This is a genomic window from Arthrobacter sp. D3-16, from assembly GCF_054408515.1.
Map to the genome: position 1 here is coordinate 3,349,533 of NZ_CP096437.1, position 17,607 is coordinate 3,367,139.

At 63.7% G+C, this 17,607-nt stretch carries 13 protein-coding genes and 1 tRNA gene; 8 read left to right on the plus strand and 6 right to left on the minus strand.

Translation table 11 applies throughout. The annotated features are described in order from the left end of the window. Positions 1-350 precede the first annotated feature (350 nt). On the plus strand, positions 351-4,910 hold the full coding sequence (locus M1D32_RS15630) for an ExeM/NucH family extracellular endonuclease (protein WP_458779534.1): 4,560 nt from the start codon (positions 351-353) through the stop codon (positions 4,908-4,910). 124 nt (positions 4,911-5,034) lie between these two features. Here the strand turns inward: M1D32_RS15630 and M1D32_RS15635 are convergent, their stop codons facing one another. Next, positions 5,035-5,844 carry an IS3 family transposase gene (locus M1D32_RS15635; RefSeq protein WP_458782209.1) on the minus strand — a complete coding sequence of 270 codons (810 nt, stop codon included), beginning with the start codon at positions 5,842-5,844 and terminating at the stop codon, positions 5,035-5,037. Between the two features lie 41 nt (positions 5,845-5,885). Next, complete coding sequence (locus M1D32_RS15640; protein WP_458778638.1) at positions 5,886-6,209, minus strand: helix-turn-helix domain-containing protein; 324 nt, start codon at positions 6,207-6,209, stop codon at positions 5,886-5,888. Positions 6,210-6,658: 449 nt separating this feature from the next. Here M1D32_RS15640 and M1D32_RS15645 point away from each other — a divergent pair, with 449 nt between their 5' ends. Further along, on the plus strand, positions 6,659-6,841 hold the full coding sequence (locus M1D32_RS15645; protein ID WP_458779535.1) for a hypothetical protein: 183 nt from the start codon (positions 6,659-6,661) through the stop codon (positions 6,839-6,841). On the opposite strand, the gene M1D32_RS15650 is transcribed toward M1D32_RS15645, so the two are convergent. The 3 genes from M1D32_RS15650 to M1D32_RS15660 are packed head-to-tail and all read right to left on the minus strand — an operon-like array spanning position 6,838 to position 8,455. Next, positions 6,838-7,749, minus strand: coding sequence for an NUDIX hydrolase (locus M1D32_RS15650; RefSeq protein ID WP_458779536.1), 912 nt, complete (start codon positions 7,747-7,749; stop codon positions 6,838-6,840). The two genes, M1D32_RS15645 and M1D32_RS15650, sit on opposite strands and share 4 nt — an antisense overlap. Positions 7,750-7,764: 15 nt before the next feature. Next, positions 7,765-8,298, minus strand: a complete 534-nt coding sequence (locus tag M1D32_RS15655) for a RidA family protein (RefSeq protein WP_458779537.1) — start codon at positions 8,296-8,298, stop codon at positions 7,765-7,767. Position 8,299: 1 nt separating this feature from the next. Next, positions 8,300-8,455 (minus strand): DUF4177 domain-containing protein, encoded by a 156-nt coding sequence (locus M1D32_RS15660; protein WP_003797879.1) that lies wholly within the window; start codon positions 8,453-8,455, stop codon positions 8,300-8,302. 37 nt (positions 8,456-8,492) lie between these two features. Here M1D32_RS15660 and M1D32_RS15665 point away from each other — a divergent pair, with 37 nt between their 5' ends. From M1D32_RS15665 to M1D32_RS15685, 5 genes are all read left to right on the plus strand, one after another. Beyond that, a complete protein-coding gene (locus M1D32_RS15665) occupies positions 8,493-10,823 on the plus strand; it encodes a transglycosylase domain-containing protein (RefSeq protein ID WP_458779538.1) in 2,331 nt (776 codons plus the stop codon). A 4-nt stretch (positions 10,824-10,827) separates the two neighbouring features. Next, the gene (locus M1D32_RS15670; RefSeq protein WP_458779539.1) at positions 10,828-11,775 is read left to right on the plus strand and encodes a metallophosphoesterase; all 948 of its coding nucleotides are present in this window, start codon (positions 10,828-10,830) and stop codon (positions 11,773-11,775) included. Positions 11,776-11,986: 211 nt separating this feature from the next. Beyond that, positions 11,987-13,795, plus strand: coding sequence for an ABC transporter ATP-binding protein (locus M1D32_RS15675; protein WP_458779540.1), 1,809 nt, complete (start codon positions 11,987-11,989; stop codon positions 13,793-13,795). Beyond that, the gene (locus tag M1D32_RS15680) at positions 13,792-15,618 is read left to right on the plus strand and encodes an ABC transporter ATP-binding protein (protein WP_458779541.1); all 1,827 of its coding nucleotides are present in this window, start codon (positions 13,792-13,794) and stop codon (positions 15,616-15,618) included. The genes M1D32_RS15675 and M1D32_RS15680 overlap by 4 nt, the downstream gene beginning before the upstream one ends. A gap of 72 nt (positions 15,619-15,690) precedes the next feature. Continuing rightward, a tRNA-Pro gene (locus M1D32_RS15685) sits at positions 15,691-15,767 on the plus strand. A 155-nt stretch (positions 15,768-15,922) separates the two neighbouring features. Here M1D32_RS15685 and M1D32_RS15690 read toward each other — a convergent pair. Continuing rightward, positions 15,923-16,156, minus strand: a complete 234-nt coding sequence (locus M1D32_RS15690; RefSeq protein WP_458779542.1) for a hypothetical protein — start codon at positions 16,154-16,156, stop codon at positions 15,923-15,925. A 131-nt stretch (positions 16,157-16,287) separates the two neighbouring features. On the opposite strand from M1D32_RS15690, the gene M1D32_RS15695 reads away from it, so the two are divergent. Next, positions 16,288-17,553, plus strand: a complete 1,266-nt coding sequence (locus M1D32_RS15695; RefSeq protein ID WP_458779543.1) for a helix-turn-helix domain-containing protein — start codon at positions 16,288-16,290, stop codon at positions 17,551-17,553. The last annotated feature ends 54 nt before the right edge of the window (positions 17,554-17,607 follow it).

Consider the following 17,607-nt stretch of genomic DNA (forward strand, 5'->3'; position numbering starts at 1 on the left):
CATTGAACACCAAGAATATTAGAAGAAGTGCCAGCCAGAGCTTCCCCTCAAGCTACCGGCCGGTATCCTTTTGTGATGGCCGGCACATCGGGTTCCGGCTACCCAACGAACCACTGCTGACAGCATCACCGGACCGGGCTACTGGAGCACCGGCCGGTGGGGAGGGATGCTCCGCTGGGGAACGTCCCGCCGAATGCACGCGCTATCAACCTTGCGTTCATTCAGCGCTGTTGTGATGTGCCGGATACCACTTGACCAGGAGCAGGATCCGGGCCCTTGTCCATTGGTATGAGCCTGAACACCTTCCATCGGCTCCCCTACAGGGGAGACCCTTCTGAAAGTAAGAGCGGATGCATCAAACACCTTGGAAACTGGCGCTGGGGACAGCGCTGTCGGCGGGGCTGATAGCTCCCTTCGCGGCGCTTCCTGCTGCTGCCGACTCCGCCGCGGAGGTCTCAGCCGCGGCGGGAACCTCGCCCGTTGTCATCAATGAGGCCTATCTCAGCGGTGGCAGCGCCGGCGCTGCCTACAAGAACAAATTCGTTGAACTGTACAACTCCTCGGACGCTCCGGTTTCCTTGGACGGCTGGTCGGTTCAGTACCGTGCTGCAGCCGCCACGGCACCCCCCACCAGCGTCGCTGTGTTGACCGGTTCCATCCCGGCCAAGGGGCACTACCTCATCCAGGGAGGAACCAACAACGGTGGCGCTGCAGGCGCAGACCTGCCGGCACCGGACCTGGTGGCCACCGACATCAACCCCTCCGGCAGCGCCGGGACACTCGTCCTGGCAAAGCAGCGCACCGCCGTCACGCTGGGCACCGGTTCCCAGGTGGAGCCTGCCGGCGTTGCGGACCTCCTCGGCTACGGCACCTCCAACACTTTCGAAACGAAGGCGGCCCCGGCACCGTCAGCCAACACCGACGTCAAGAGCCTTAACCGTGCAGCTGGCGGGGACAGCAACAGCAACTCCGAGGACTTCTCGCTCAGTGCCGGCATTACCCCGACGGCGTCGGGTGGCACCACCACGCCGGGTCCGGATCCCACGCCAGATCCGAACCCTGAGCCCGTGCCCACCCCATCAACCCGGACCATCGCCGAAATCCAAGGCACGGGCACCCAAAGCCCGCTGACCGGGTCCACGGTGACCACCACGGGCAAGGTCACTGCAGTCTTCCCCACTGGCGGGCTCAACGGCTACTACGTGCAGACCCCGGGAACAGGCGGGGATCTGACGGCAACAAACCATGTGGTGTCGGACGGGATCTTCGTCTACTCCCCCGCTACAGCGGCTTCAGTTCAAATCGGAGACCACGTTCAGGTGACGGGCACGGTGGCCGAGTACTTCGGCATGACCCAGCTCAACGTCACCGCAGCGGCAGGGCTCACCAAGCTGACGGAGGCTGCACCCGAAGTGAAGGCCACCGCCTTCACGCTGCCTGCCAACGAGACCTTCCGGGAATCCCTGGAAGGCATGCTCCTGGCACCCCAGGGCCCCTTGACGGTGACGGACAACTACTCGCTGAACCAGTACGGCGAGATCGGCCTCGCCGGCGGAACAACTCCGCTGGTCCAGCCCACCGCCGTCGCCCCCTACGGCTCAGCCGAATACACGGCAACGGTTGCTGAGAACGCCGTCCGGGGCATCAAGCTCGACGACGGCTCCAGCACCAACTTCCTCAAGGACGCAGCAACCAAGGCGCAGGTCCTGCCGTACCTGACCACCGTTGACCCGATACGGGTGGGCTCCCCCGCCACGTTCACCACCAACGTGGTCCTTGGCTATGCCAACAATGCCTGGAAACTCCAGCCGCTGACCCACCTGACGCCGGGCAACATGGCCACGGTACAGCCGGCCACCTTCGGCGCCACCCGCACTGACGCTCCCGCCCCGGTGGGAGGCAACCTGAAGATGGCCTCCTTCAACGTCCTCAACTACTTCCCCACCACGGGCGACACCTTGCCGGGTTGCACTTTCTACAAGGACCGGGCCGGCAACCCCATCACGGTCAGCGGTGGCTGTGATGCCCGCGGCGCCGCCAACGCCGAGAACTTCGAACGGCAGCAGCACAAGATTGTCGCGGCCATCACCAAGGCCGGCGCAGATGTGGTCACGCTGATGGAGATCGAAAATTCCGCACAGTTCGGCAAGAACCGGGATGATGCCCTGGCCAAACTGGTGGATGCGTTGAACGTTCAGACTCCGGGCATCTGGGATTACGTCCGTTCGCCTGCCGAGGCGCCGCCGCTCAGCGACGAGGACATGATCCGCACCGCCTTCATCTACAAGAAGGCCGTTGCCGAACCTGTGGGTGAGTCCGTCATCCACAACGACACCGTGGCATTCGCCAGCGCACGCAAGCCACTGGCCCAGGTTTTCAAGCCAGTGGGCGGTGGCACCGGGACAGAATTCATCGCCATCGCCAACCACTTCAAGTCCAAGGGCTCCGCTGCCACTCCGGAGGATACGGACAAGGGACAGGGTGCATCGAACCTGGCGCGTACAGCCCAGGCAAAGTCCCTCCTTGAGTTCACCAAGTCCTTGCAGCAGTCCAAGGGCACGGACAAGGTCTTCCTCATCGGTGACTTCAATGCGTACGCCAAGGAAGACCCCATCAACGTCTTCACGGCCGAGGGCTACGTCAACCAGGACGAGAAGGCACGCAACGCCGACGGCACCGCCAAGCACTCCTACCTGTTCGGCGGAATGGTGGGCTCCCTGGATCACATCCTGGCTTCCCCGGCAGCGGACGCCGCGGTCGCCGGAGCCGACATCTGGAACATCAACTCAGTGGAATCCGTAGCTCTGGAGTACAGCCGCTACAACAACAACGTCACCGATTACTACGTACCGGACCAGTACCGCGCCAGCGACCATGACCCTGTGATCGTCGGATTGAACCTGGAGTCCGCACCCGCCACCGTTGACCTGAATTTCCTGGGCATCAACGACTTCCACGGCAGGATCGACGCCAACACGGTCCAGTTCGCCGGCACCGTTGAGAAGCTCCGGGCCGCAACCGCGCCCGGCGCCACGGCCTTGCTATCGGCCGGCGACAACATCGGCGCGTCGCTGTTTGCGTCCGCCGTCGCGAAGGACCAGCCCACCATCGACGTGCTGAACGCATTGGAGCTTCGCGCATCTGCCGTGGGGAACCACGAGTTCGACGGCGGCTGGCCGGACCTCCGGGACCGCGTCATCGCCGGAGGTGGCAACGCGAAGTTCCCCTATTTGGGAGCAAACGTGTACAGGAAGGGCACCACCGAGCCCGTCCTTCCCGAGTTCACCGTCCTGGACATGAACGGGATCAAGGTGGCCGTCATCGGCACCGTCACGCAGGAAGTCCCCTCCCTGGTGACGCCGGCCGGCGTCGCGGACCTTGAGTTCGGCGACCCGGTGGAGGCGATCAACCGGGCAGCTGCCCGGATCACTGCGGAAAAACTGGCCGACGTCATCATCGTGGAAAACCACGACGGCGCGGGTTCGGGAACGGTGGAAGGCGCCACCTTGGAGGAGGAAGTGGCAGCCGGCGGACCGTTCGCGAAGCTGGTCACCGGGACTTCGTCGGCGGTCGACGCGATCTTCACCGGGCACACCCACAAGGAGTACTCCTGGGACGCCCCGGTCCCGGGCGTCGAAGGCAAAACCCGCCCGATCGTCCAGACGGGCAACTACGGCGAAAACGTGGGGCAGATCCAGCTCACCGTGGATACCGCCACCAGGGAAGTGACGGCGTACAAGGCCGGCAACGTCAAGCGGACCACCGATCCGGCCGCTGACCTGATCGCCGCCTACCCGCGCGTCGCCGCCGTCGACGCCATCGTCAAGAAGGCACTCGCGGATGCCGCCGTCGTGGGCAACCAGCCCGTTGGCGCTGTTACGGCGGACATCACTACCGCCTTCACCACGGACGCCGCCGGTGTTGCCAAACGTGATGACCGCGGCAGCGAATCAACCCTGGGCAACCTGGTGGCCGATTCCCTGCTGGCGTCACTGCAACCAGCGGAACTGGGCGGCGCCGAAATCGGCGTGGTCAATGCGGGTGGATTGCGGAACGAGCTCTACTACGCCCCGGACGGTATCATCACGTACGCCGAGGCGAACGCGGTGCTGCCGTTCGTGAACAATCTCTGGACCACGTCCCTGACAGGTGCCCAGTTCAAGACGCTGCTGGAACAGCAGTGGCAAACCAACCCGGACGGCACGGTACCCAGCCGGGCGTATATCCAGCTTGGCCTGTCCAAAAACGTCAACTACACGTACGATGCAGCCCGGCCTGCCGGGGACCGCATCACCTCCGTCCGGGTGAACGGGGCCATGCTCGATCCGGCCAAGTCCTACCGGGTGGGTACGTTCAGCTTCCTGGCCACCGGCGGTGACAACTTCCGGATTTTCACTGAAGGGTCCAACACCAGGGATTCAGGCCTGGTGGACCGGGATGCCTGGATCGGATACCTGCAGAAGAGCAGCCCCGTCTCGCCTGACTTTGCCCGTCGCTCCGTGTCCGTCACGAACACCACCCCCGGCGAGGTCAAGCCCGGTGAGGCCATCACCCTGTCGGCGTCGAAGCTGGACCTGACGTCGCTCGGCAGCCCGGTCAACAAGGCACTAACAGCGGTGTTTACAGACTCTGCCGGCACCGTAACCCAGCTCGGATCCGTGTCGGTGGAAGCCGGCGCGGCAAACGTCAACGTGCCCGTTCCCTCGGGTGCCGCTGCAGGTGTCGGGGCCCTGGTCCTCACCGCAGCTGAATCGGGCACTGTGGTCACTGTTGATGTGACGGTGGCAGCAGTGGATCCTGCCCGGCCGGTGTGCACAAAGCCAGTCAAACCCGCGCGGCCTGCAGACGTGGCGGCGCAGGGCAGCTACGGCCAGGCCATGGCCGCCTACCGGGCCTGCCTGCGGGGTTAAGGAGCTGGTTCCGGCGGCCGGTCGCCAACGCTCTCTCACTTAATGCGGTCTTTCCCCCAACGCTCTCCCACCCGGGTGAACCGGGTGAACTGGTCCCCGTTAGTTGGACTGGCTAAATGGGATTCTAGGCTGCAAGGGTCTGGGCCCGGTATTGCGCCGGGCTCAGGCCCTTGAGCTTTGTGGAGATTCTTTTGTTGTTGTACCAGTGGATGTATTCCTCTATTGCAGCTGCCAGTGCGTCGGTGTTGAGGAATCGGACGCGGTGGAAGAGTTCTTCCTTCAGGTGGCCGAAGAAGTTCTCCATGACGGCGTTGTCGTAGCAATTGCCCTTGCGGGACATGGATTGGACCCCGCCGGCGTTCTCGATGAGGGTGCGCCAGGAGGCATGGCGGTATTGGAAACCTTGGTCCGAGTGCACCAGCGGCTGCTGACCCGGCTGCAGGCAGGTCAGGGCCTCACGCAGTGAATCGTTGGTGAGCGCCAGGTTCGGGGACAAGCCCAGCGAGTAAGAAATGATCTGCCGGTCGAAGAGGTCCATGACCGGTGAGAGGTAAAGCTTCCGGTCACCGACGCGAAACTCCGTCACGTCGGTTACCCACTTCTGGTTCGGTGCATCAGCCTCGAATTCCCGGTTCAGCACGTTGGGCGCTACCGCGCCCTGGTCGCCCTGGTAGGAGTTGTAGCGCTTCCTGCGCCGGACCTTGCAGGCCAACCCGAGTGCCTGCATCAGCTTCAGCACGGTCTTCTTCGCGACCGTCCACCCTTGCTTGAGTAGCTCCGTATGGACCCGCCGATGCCCGTACCGGCCATGGTTCATTTCGAAGATCTCCGTGACCGCCGCTTTGAGCTTCTCTTTCGGATCGGGCCCATGGAGCCGGAGCTGGTGATAGAAGAACGTGGATCTCGCCAGCCCGGCGACGTCCAAACAGGACACCAAGCGGATAGTCAACCTTGAGGGCAACGACGGCCTGAACCTTACCGTCGTCCCTGTTCCCTCAAGGCCCGCAGTTTTCCCAGGTACGCCACCTGGGCGCGCAGCCGCTCGTTCTCCCGCCGCAACCGCTCAAGCTCCGGCAGTTCCGCAGGCGGCAGGGCATCAGGTTTCCGCGGTCTGCCTTTGGGCTTTGGCCGCAACCCGTCCTCACCCTCCAGACGATACGCCCGGACCCACTTTTGCAGCAGCTCACGGGAGGCCAAACCAGCCTCCACTGCCAGATCCGGACCGGGCTTGCCCGCGAGGAACCGCTGCACCAAGGCCAGCTTGAACTCGAAAGAGTATGACTTCACCGGCCTGCTCACCAGCACTCCTTGCCCATGAATCCTCCACCGCCCATACAGTGCCCTGACCGGCACCCAAGGCGCATCCAGCAACCGAGCCACCGCCCGATACCCGATACCCTCTCAAACAACGCTACAGCCGCCTCACGCTGCGCCTCAGATAATGAACTACTTGCACCCATAAAACTGCTCCCCGGAAGTCGGAACTGAATTTCTCAGTCCAACTTCCGGAGAGCAGTTCACGGGTGGGAGAGCGTTGGGTTTTAAGGCACATCGAGTGAGAGAGGGTTCGGGGTAAAGGCACATCAAGTGAGAGAGGGTTCGGGGCGGGCGGAAGGTGATGGGGCGTCCGTCCGAACCTACGGAAAGTGATGGGGCGTCGGGCTGGGTGGTGGGGCACCGTAGAGCAGGCTTCACCACGGCTCCTCGCAGGTGAACAGCGGTAAAATGAGGCCTAGAGGTGCATAGCGATGACCGTGGCGATGGCTGTTGTTTTGATCCTGTTGGGCCTGGCTTCCCTTGCCGCGGTAATCGGCACGGTGGTCCTGGTGATCAAGGACGGCCGGGGGCAGATTCCGCTGGAACCGTCCGTTCGGCCGTGGACGGCAGGGAACCTTCCAAGCCGCCCGTATTCCACGCTCCGCCGCATCTAGCGTTCGCGCTGGGGGTCCCCCGCGACGGTTTTCGCAGCTTCCACTTCGAGCAGCAGCTTGCCGTCTTCTTCCACGAGGTGCGGCTGGTACACATGCGCCTTGCGTTTGTAGCTGAGGTAGGCGATACAGCCGTTGGCAGCGGCCATCTTTTCGAGCATGATCTCGGACCCCGGTACCAGGAGTTCGCCGAGGGTGCGGCCCACGGTGTTTTCCTGGCCCACCTCGTCGCCGAGGGCTGTGGTGTCACGAGCGGCGATGACATCGGCGGCGTTCACCCACCTGCCCCACACCCCCCTGCCTTCCAGCAGTGTGGGCTGCTGGTTCAGGGGCACGGTGGCTGCGAAGTAGCGGGTGTCGAACCTGCGGTGTGCGAAGTCGGGGCTGCGCCAGTTCACGAGCGACTTCAGCAGGTCGGTCCGGACGGACAGCCCGCGCTTGGCCAGGACCTCCGGAAAGGTCTTTTCCTGCTCGGCAACGGCCAGGCGGGCGCGCATGAATTCCGGCGTGGACGTGGCCTCGACGGTGCTCGCCATGTCGGCGCCGGCAAGCAGTAGGCCGGTTTCCTCAAAGAGTTCCCGGATGGCGCCCAGCACGTGGCGTCGCGCCAGCCCGACGTCGTCCGTTCCCATCTGCTCAGCCCAATGCTGGGGCGAGGGGCCCAGCCAGCCGACGGGGTCGTCGTCGGCAGCGTCCAGGGACCCCCCGGGAAACGCGAGGACCCCCAGCGGCGAGGAACCGGGCCGGTAGGCCAACCACGTTTCCAGGCCGGTGGGAGAATCACGCAGCAGGACAACGGATGAAGCGAGGCGCGCGGCCCGCGGGGTCCGTTCGCCGTGTTCGAGCCAGCTCTGCGCTGCCCCTTCAAGATCCTGGGGAAGTGCAAAGAGGCGTCGGGCGAGCTGAGGCAAAGGAAACGACCGGTCCTAGCTGAATTCGGCGATCAGTTCGACCTCTACCGGAGAGTCGAGCGGAAGGACAGAAACGCCGACGGCGGAACGTGCGTGCTGGCCTGCCTCACCAAGGACGCGGCCCAGCAGTTCCGACGCACCGTTGATAACGCCAGGCTGTCCTGTAAAGGAGGGGTCGGATGAGACGAATCCCACAACCTTGACGATGCGGGTGATGCGGTCCAGGTCCCCGATGACGCTCTTGACGGCGGCCAGGGCGTTGACGGCGCAGATTGCGGCGAACCGCTGTGCATCCTCGGGGGAAACGGTGGGCTCGTCCGCAAACCCTCCGGTGCCGGCAGAAACCTTGCCGGTGGCTTCGAGTTTGCCGTTGACGAAGGGCAGCTGTCCGGAGGTGTACACGTGGCTGCCGGAAATCACTGCCGGAACGTAGGAGGCGACCGGCGCGGCAACCTCGGGAAGTGAGATTCCCAACTCGGCAAGCCGCTGCTCAACAGCTGACATCGGCGCGGCAGCGGTGCCCGACTGGGCTTCTGCGGAGGCGCTCATACTACTGCTTCTCCCGCTTCAGGTAGGCAACCAGACCGTTTCCGTCGGGTCCGGGGACCACCTGGACGAGCTCCCAGCCGTCGTCTCCCCACTGGTCCAAAATCTGCTTTGTGGCGTGAATAATGAGCGGAATCGTGGCGTACTCCCATTTGGTCATGAGAGAAAGACTAGTCCTTGCCGGTAAAGTGGAAAACATGGCGACTCGTAAGAACCCATTATTCGACACTGCCACCACCCTCGGAAAGATCCTAGTCTTCCTTGGCGTGAGTGCAATTTGCGGTGTCCTGGTAGCAGGCCTGCTGGTCCCTGCGGCAGCTGTCTCAGGCAGCGCAGCCAGCGGTTCGATCGAGTTCTTCGACACCCTTCCGGCAGAGCTGAAGGTTGACCCGCCCAACCAGACCACCCGGATCCTCGCAGCGGACGGCAGCGAGATCGCCAGCGTCTACAAGGAGAACCGGACCAAGGTTGCCTTGGACCAGATTTCGCCGTTCGTGAAGGAAGCTGTCATCGCCGTCGAGGACAGCCGTTTTTATGAGCACGGCGGTGTGGACACCACGGGCATCCTGCGGGCAGTGGTCAGCACTGCACGCGGGAACCGGCAGGGCGCCTCCACCATCACCCAGCAGTACGTGAACAACGTCCTCAACTCCAATCTCGCCGCCGAGGGCCGGGACGAGGACATCAAGCTCAATGGCGTCAACAAGGGTGTGGGCGACAAGCTCCGCGAAATGAAGCTCGCCATCGCCTTGGAGAAGGAGTTCAGCAAGGAGCAGATCCTTGAGGGCTACCTGAACATCGTCTTCTTCAACCGCGACGCGTACGGCATCGAGGCCGCATCCCGCTTTTTCTTCAGCACCACCGCCAAGGACCTGACTCTTCCCCAGGCTGCGCTGCTGGCCGGCCTGGTCAACAGCCCGTCCGCGTTCGACCCCATCAACAACCCGGAAAACGCCAAGCAGCGCCGCGACTTGGTTCTGAGCCTGATGCTTAGCCAGGGAAAAATCACCCAGGTCGATTACGATGCCGCCGTCGCCACTCCCGTGGAGACCAAGGTGACGCAGCCTAAGCAGGGCTGCGCTTATGCTTCCACCGCGCCGTACTTCTGTGACTACGTGCTCCACTTGCTGGAAAACAACCCGGCCTACGGTGAGGACCTCAACGAGCGTAAGCGCCTTATTTACGGCGGCGGCCTCACCATCACCACCACCCTGGATCCGAAGGCACAGGCAGCCGCCCAGGAGCAGGTCAACGCCTCTGCCGGCGCCAACCCGGACAAGTGGGGCGCGGCAATGGTTTCCGTGCAGCCCAACAGCGGCAAAATCGTCTCGATGGCCCAGAACACCACGTTCCTGCCGGCCGAAGGTTCCTTCGACTCGCAAGTGAACTTCAACGTGGACAAGCTGGACAAGGACGGTAACGACCTAAACGGCCTGGGCGGCGCGCAACCCGGCTCCACCATGAAGCCCTTCACGTTCGCCGAGTGGCTGAACGAGGGCAAGTCCATGAACACCGTGGTCAACGCAGCCCAGCGCCGCTACCCGCTGAACTTCCCATGGCGCAACACCTGCGGCCAGGTCACCGGTGCGTACAACACCGCCCAGAAAGCACTCGGCGCAGCGGACGACCTGCAGAACGCGGAGCCGCAGTGGTACCGGCCGCTGTCCGTCCTTGAAGGCCTCTACAACTCCATCAACACCGTCACCTTCGCCTCCGCAGCCCAGTTGGACTTCTGTGGAATCCAGAAGATCGTGGACGCGACCGGACTCCACGGCGGGCTCCCGGCTGACGGCGAACCGAACCCCAAGATCAACATGTCGACGCTGGGCAACCTGCTGGGTTCCACCCAGACGGCCCCGCTGACCATGGCGAGCGCCTTCGCGACGTTCGCCAACGACGGAAAGTTCTGTGAGGCCATCGCCATCACCGCAGTCACGGACCAGACCGGAAAGCAGCTTCCGGCCCAGTCCACGAGCTGCCGGGATGCGGTGAAGCCGGAGGTTGCCCGCGGTGTGAACTACGCGCTGCAGGAAGTCCTCAACCGGGGATCGGGTTCGTTGATCCAGCCCCGGATCTCCACCCGCACGAGCTTCCCGATCGGCGCGAAGACCGGTACGTCCAACAACAACGGTTCCACCTGGGTTGTTGGCCACACCACCGGCCTTGCCACCGCTGCCTGGTTCGGTGACGCCTTGGGCGCGCAGGACCGGTCCGGCCAGAACATCACGGTCAACGGGAAGTTCTACCAGGGCATTGACGGCTACATGATTGCCGGACCGATGTTCTCCAAATTCATGTCGCAGATCGCGCCGGCTTACGGCACCGAGCCCTTCCCCGCGCCGCCCAGCAATCTGCTGAACGGCGGCGGCGGAACCAACACGAGGACTCCCGCTACTACCGCGCCGAGGGCCACCCGGGCGCCGGCACCCGCAGCTCCGGCTGCGCCGGCCGCCCCGCAGCCCGCACCCGAGCAGCCGAGCAACAACGGCAACGGCAACGCAAACGGCAGCGGGAACGATGACGACTAGCAGGATGATCGCAGCAAGTGCGTTGGCCAGCCGCGCCCGAAGCATCGGGCGCGGCTTTGCCGTTACCGCCGGGGCCGGGATTGTGGCAGGAATGGCCGCCTTCGGCTATGGCCTGTGGGAGAGGAACCAGTTTGTCCTCCGCGAAGAAACGCTCGACATCCTGCCACGCGGGCAGGAACCGTTCCGCATCCTGCACCTGAGCGACATCCACTTCGTTCCGGGCCAGAAAAAGAAGGCTGCCTGGCTGGAATCCCTGGCCGGTCTTAGGCCGGACCTGGTGGTTAATACCGGCGATAACCTCAGTCATGCCAAGGCCGTGGACCCGCTCCTGCAGGCCCTCCGTCCCCTCCTGGAGTTCCCCGGCGTCTTTGTCCCCGGCTCCAACGACTACTTCGCACCGAGTTTGAAAAACCCCGCCTCCTACCTGCTGGGACCCTCCAAGGCCAAGCCCAAACCCACGGTGCTGGACTGGCCGCGGCTGCGTTCCGGCTTCGGGATGGGCGGCTGGGTGGACCTGACCAACCGCCACCAGTCCGTGGTCCTGAAGGGTATCCGCTTCGACTTCTCCGGAGTGGATGATCCGCACTTGAACCGCGAACGTTACGCGGGATGGCCCCGGGGCACCGTCAACCAGAACGCCACCCCGCACCTCAAGGTCGCCGTCATCCACGCTCCCTACCAGCGCGTGCTCGATCACTTCACCGAGGACGGCGCCGACCTCCTGCTCGCGGGGCACACCCACGGCGGCCAATTGTGCCTCCCTGGCTATGGCGCCCTGGTGTCCAACTGCGACCTTCCCACGTGGCGGGCCAAGGGGCTTAATGACTGGCAAAGCAACGGAAGCACGACGCCGGTCAACGTCTCCGGCGGCATCGGCACCTCCCGCTTCGCCCCGGTCCGCATCGCGTGCAGGCCGGAGGCAGTCCTGCTCACCCTCACGTCGCCCAACTGACTCTGCTGCGCTGCCAGCCCGCGCTCCCACGCGGGTGTTTTGGGAGCGCGGACGGACAGGGCAACGGGACGGTTATGCGCAGCGGACATTGCGAGAAGCAATAACTGGCCAACCTTTGAATGCGGTCCCGAAGCCTGTGAATCGCCTCACGCCATGGCATAGGGTAGTTGCTACGGGAAACTACATTCGATTTAGAGCTTGAGAAGCGGGCATGGCCAAGCAAACTCCATTTTTTCGATCCATCAGCCGTCTCTATCCCCATGTCAGGCCGATCATCCCCCGGCTTCTCTTGGGACTTCTGTGCGCACTTCTGGCCAGCGTGGTTGCCCTGGCCATCCCCCAGGTCCTCCGGGTGCTGATCAATGAATCGCTTGGGCCGGGGGGCACCCCGGAAGCCGTGTGGATCTCGGCCGGCCTCATCTTGGTGCTGGGCGTGGCGGAGGCCGGGCTGGTGGCCCTCCGCCGGCAGTTTGTTATCAATCCGGCCACTTCGGTGGAAACCCGGATGCGGATTTCGCTGTACGGCCACCTGCAGGACCTGACCGTTTCATTCCACGACCGCTGGGGATCCGGGCAGCTGCTCTCCCGCGCCATGACGGACCTGAACTTCCTGCGCCGCTGGATGGCCTTCGGCGCCATCATGCTGGTGGTCACCACCCTCACGGTGATCATCGGCATCGGCGTGATGTTTGCCATGAGCTGGCAACTTGCCCTCATCTTCCTGGCCGCCGCCGTGCCCATCATGGCCTACAGTTTCAGGTTCCGGACCCGCTTCAGCAGGGTGGCGCGCCGCAGCCAGGACCAGGCGGGCGACCTTGCCACCACCGTTGAGGAGTCTGTCCACGGAATCCGCGTCCTCAAGGCCTTTGGCCGCAGCCGGGAAGCCCTCGAAAACTTCGAGGAACAAGCCGAGGAACTGCGCCAGACGGAGATCGACAAGGCACGCCAGCAGGCAACCTTCACCATGGTGGTCACCCTGCTCCCGGAGCTCGCCCTTGGAGCGGGACTTGTGGTGGGCGTGATGCTGTGCGCAAGCGGTGAATTGAGCATTGGTGCGCTGGTGGCCTTCTTTGCCACCGCAGCCGTCATCGCCTCCCCCGTTGAGTTCTCCGGCATGCTGCTGGCCATGGCACTCACCGCTAAAACCGCCGTCGACCGCCACTTCGAAGTGATGGACTCGGTCAACAGCATTACCAGCCCTCCTGAACCCCGGCAGCCCGGCCATATCGCTGGCGCCCTGCGCTTCAACAATGCCACGTTCGCCTTCGAGGACGCTCCGGACAAGCCAATCCTGAAGGAAATCAACCTCGACCTCCGCCCCGGCGAGACGATGGCCCTGGTGGGAATCACCGGAAGCGGCAAGAGCGCCCTGATCCAGCTCGTACCTCGGCTGTACGACGTCACGGGCGGCTCCATCACCATCGATGGCGTGGACCTGCGGGACTTCGACGTCGAGGAGCTCCGCCGCATCGTCGGAGTCGCCTTCGAGGACACCACACTGTTTTCCAATTCCGTCCGGGACAACGTCCTGCTCGGCGCCCCTGTGCGCACCGATGCCGTCCTCGAGGAGGCCCTGGACGTAGCGCAGGCACACTTCGCCTATTCACTCCCCGAGGGCCTGGACACCCTGATCGGAGAGGAAGGCCTCAGCCTGTCCGGCGGGCAGCGGCAGCGCATCGCCCTGGCCCGGGCCATTGCCGCACGCCCGAAGGTACTGGTGTTGGATGACCCGCTGTCCGCCCTGGATGTCCATACCGAGGAACTGGTGGAAACGCGGCTCCGGGCGGTGCTGAAGGACACCACCACGCTGATCGTGGCCCACCGGCCCTCCACAGTTGCTTTGGCGGACCGCGTGGCGCTGCTGGAGGACGGCCGCATCACCGCGGTTGGAACCCACACGGAACTTCTGGCCGGCAACGACCATTACCGCTATGTCATCGCCAGCCTTGACCAGGAACCGCGGGACCTGGACTCCGAGCTGTCGGCCCTTGAGGACCAGGCAGAGGAAGTAACACGATGAGCACGGCCACCTTTGGCACCGCCAACGAAGACAACGCACACCTCAGCAAGAGCGAGAGCAGGGCAGTACGACGGCGGTCGCTGGCACTGCTGCGGTCCCTCATCCGGCCGGTGCGGCTGCGGTTCTGGCTCACGATAGCCACCGTGGTCCTGTCTCAGGCTGCCCGGGTGGCCGGTCCGGCGCTGATCGCCTTCGGCATCGACAACGCGCTGCCCGCCCTGCAGGCCGGGGACAACCTGCCCCTGGTGCTCACCGGCGTCGCGTATCTGCTGGCAGCAATTGCGACGGCGGGACTCACCGCCCTGTACGTGACCTCCACGGCGAAGCTCAGCCAGGCCATGCTGCTTGACCTGCGTCTTCGGGTTTTCCGGCACACCCAGCGGTTGAGCCTCGAGTTTCACGAAAAGTACACGTCCGGCCGCATTATTGCCCGGCAAACCTCAGATTTGGAGGCTCTCCGCGAGCTCCTGGATTCCGGCGTCAGCTCCTTGGCGTCCGGCCTGCTGTTTATGATTTTCACTGCAATAACGGTGTTCGCCCTGGACTGGCGCAGCGGCCTCCTGGTGCTCGCCGCAGGCGTACCGATGTACTTCCTGGCCCGCTGGTACCAAAAGCACTCCCAGATCGCCTTCCGGGAGTCCCGGGTGGTGTCTGCGCGACTGATCGTGCACTTCGTGGAGACGATGACCGGGATCCGGGCAGTGAAAGCCTTCCGCAAGGAACGGGAAAACGCCGAACGCTACGGGAGACTCGCTGAGGACTACAGGCTGGTCACGGTCCGGTCCATCAACCTCAACGGGATCTTCCAGCCGGGACTGGTGCTGATCGGTAATGTCTGCGTGGCCGTGGTCCTGCTCTTCGGCGGATTCCGCGTCCTGACCGGCGATCTTGCGGTGGGTGTACTGCTGGCCCTCATCCTTTCCACGAAGCGGTTCTTCCAGCCGGTGGACCAGATGGCGATGTTTTACAACTCCTTCCAGAGTGCGCAGGCGGCGCTGGAGAAAGTGTCCGGTCTCCTGGAGGAAATTCCAACAGTCCGGCCGCCCAAAAATCCTGTCGCCCTGAAGAACGCCAAGGGCGCGATCGATTTCAAGGACGTGGAATTCCGCTACGGCGACGGTCCGGTCATCGTTCCCACATTGAACCTGCATATCCCCGCGGGGCAGACCGTTGCCCTGGTGGGCCAGACCGGAGCCGGGAAATCCACCCTGGCCAAGCTGATAGCCCGCTTTTACGATGTTTCATCGGGCTCCCTCACACTGGACGGAGTGGACCTCCGCAACCTCAGCACCACGGATCTGAGGCGGAACATTGTGATGGTTACCCAGGAGGCTTTCCTCTTCAGCGGTTCGGTTGCGGACAACATCGCCCTGGGCCGGCCCGAAGCGTCGCGCGCCGAAATCGAGGAAGCAGCCAAGGCGGTGGGCGCCCACGAATTCATCCTTGACCTCCCTGAGGGCTATGACACGGACGTGAACAAGCGCGGCGGCCGGGTGTCCTCCGGGCAACGCCAGCTCATCAGCTTCGCCCGGGCGTTCCTGGCCCGCCCGGCCGTGCTGATCCTGGACGAGGCCACATCCTCGTTGGACATCCCCTCCGAAAGGCTGGTTCAGACCGGCCTGGCACGGCTGCTGGCGGGGACGGACGCTGCCCGCAGGACCGCCCTGATCATTGCCCACCGCTTGTCCACGGTAGAGACGGCGGACCGGGTGCTGGTGGTCCACGACGGCCGGATTGTGGAGGACGGCTCGCCTGCAGACCTGATTGGTGGTGGCGGACGCTTCGCAGACCTGCACGGGGCATGGAAGGACTCCCTGGTCTGACCGGCCGCGACAGCGGATTTCGCATCAGGCACCCGCATCAGCTATTCTTGTAAAGTTGCTTTTGCAGCGGATCGGGATGTAGCGCAGCTTGGTAGCGCGCTTCGTTCGGGACGAAGAGGTCGCAGGTTCAAATCCTGTCATCCCGACCAAACAGAAGAGGGTCTCCTTACGGAGGCCCTCTTTTGCGTTCCTGGCGGCCCCGCCCCGAGCCCCCTGCCCGACTCCTGAAACTTCACAGGAAAGGGAAAAGCCCCGAAGCAGATGCTCCGGGGCTTTCCCTCGCCTCCTTTGGTGAGGAAGCTACTTATGCCGGATCGGGCCAGTTACCGGTGTAGGTGGTGTAGGTGGTGCCTGTGCTGCTGCCCTTCTTGCCCTTCTTCTCCTCAGTCGTGGAAGCAGGGTCAGGCCAGTTGCCCGTCCTGGCTACTGATACGCCTGCGGTGTCCGTGGCGGAACCTGCCGACAAAACGGCCGGAGCCGCGGCAGAGAACGCAAGAGCACCGGCCAATGCTGCCGCAGTTACGATCTTCTTCAACATAATTAGGATCCTCAATACGAGTCGGATTCGTTACAAAGCCAGCACTGTCCTTGTTGACATACATTGTAAAATATTTTCCACAGGGACTGTCAAGCACCTGCTACAAGAACTGTCCGCAGAGGAGGCACCGGGTGGGCAACGGATTCGGGGAAAAGCTCCGGGCGGAGCGGCTCGAACGCGGGATGACGCAGGCTGAACTGGGCAAGGATCTATACTCCCCCAGCTACATCTCGCTGCTCGAAACCGGCCGACGGGAACCGACTGCTGAAGTTATCGAGGAACTGGCCAGACGCCTGGAACTGGCGCCGAAGGCGCTGGAAGCCTGGAGTCAGCCGATCTCAATCAGCGACGCGGAGTATGTACTGGCAGGCCTTTATGCCCGGCAGGCCTGGGACCTGAGGGATTATCCCCTTGCTGCGACCCATGCTGCTACCGCAGCCAAGATCGCCCTCGAGGGCAAGAACACCAGCGCCTGGTGGAATATGTCCTACATGCAGGCCGAATGCCTGTTGAAGCACGGGGACCTGCAGGAATGTCAGCAGATTATCCAGCGCTTGCTGGAACACCCTATGGCAACAGAATCCGTAGGTCTGGAGGTACGTGCCCGTCAAATGCTTGCAGCCGTACTGCAGCGCCAAGGCCAGCTGTCACTTGCGGTTGATACCGCCGTCGAGGCCGTCAGGCTCTCCGTTCAATTGACCCGCGGTTCTACGGTCCGCATTGGTGCTCACCGCATCTTGATTGGCGCCCTCGCCGAGAGCGGCCGTCTTGACGAGGCCTGGCGATATTGCCAGGAGCTGCACGCTGAAATCGACGAAAACGCCATGTCCCAGCTTGCCGGCGAAGTGGCGTGGGTGGTGGGCAACGTCGCCTTCATGCGGCACGACTATACCGAAGGGGTCAAGCACCACGAGCGGGCGGCGAAACTCTTGTCCCCTGCCAACGACATTGAGCTGTGGGCAAGGTTTAACAAGGCGTCAGCGGCGGTGCGCCTGTCGGCAGGCATTGTGGAGCCCGAGACCCTTTCCTCCATCGAACGGGCAGAATTGGCCTTTTCAATTGTGGGCGGAACCAAGAGCGATGAGCTGGAGGTCGCCTTCATCCGCGCCCGCTGGCTGTACCTGACCGGTGACATTGTTGCCGCCGTCGAGAAGCTCCGGGAAATCCACGGCGAGCGCGACGTCCTCGCCAAGCACACGGCAGGAGAAGTTTCCCTCCTCCTGGGCAAATCGCTGAAGGCTGCGGGCGACTCCGATGAAGCCCTCGTGTACCTTGAGGAAGCCCAGAAGGCCTTCAGTGCGGCAGGAGCAGCAGACCGCGTCCAGCAGGCACTGGACGCGGTCCTGGAAATAAAACTGGCCCAACAGCGGGCAGCGGCTGCCACCCAGGTCAGTTAGGCGCCCACCGTCCGACGGGAGCAGCTGGGGCTCCGTCGGCGACGGCGTCAGGCG

Coding starts and splice junctions, on each gene's coding strand:
- M1D32_RS15630 (WP_458779534.1), top strand. CDS start 351: ATGCATCAAACACCTTGGAAACTGGCGCTGGGGACAGCGCTGTCGGCG.
- M1D32_RS15645 (WP_458779535.1), top strand. CDS start 6,659: ATGACCGTGGCGATGGCTGTTGTTTTGATCCTGTTGGGCCTGGCTTCC.
- M1D32_RS15655 (WP_458779537.1), bottom strand. CDS start 8,298: ATGAGCGCCTCCGCAGAAGCCCAGTCGGGCACCGCTGCCGCGCCGATG.
- M1D32_RS15660 (WP_003797879.1), bottom strand. CDS start 8,455: ATGACCAAATGGGAGTACGCCACGATTCCGCTCATTATTCACGCCACA.
- M1D32_RS15665 (WP_458779538.1), top strand. CDS start 8,493: ATGGCGACTCGTAAGAACCCATTATTCGACACTGCCACCACCCTCGGA.
- M1D32_RS15670 (WP_458779539.1), top strand. CDS start 10,828: ATGATCGCAGCAAGTGCGTTGGCCAGCCGCGCCCGAAGCATCGGGCGC.
- M1D32_RS15675 (WP_458779540.1), top strand. CDS start 11,987: ATGGCCAAGCAAACTCCATTTTTTCGATCCATCAGCCGTCTCTATCCC.
- M1D32_RS15680 (WP_458779541.1), top strand. CDS start 13,792: ATGAGCACGGCCACCTTTGGCACCGCCAACGAAGACAACGCACACCTC.
- M1D32_RS15690 (WP_458779542.1), bottom strand. CDS start 16,156: ATGTTGAAGAAGATCGTAACTGCGGCAGCATTGGCCGGTGCTCTTGCG.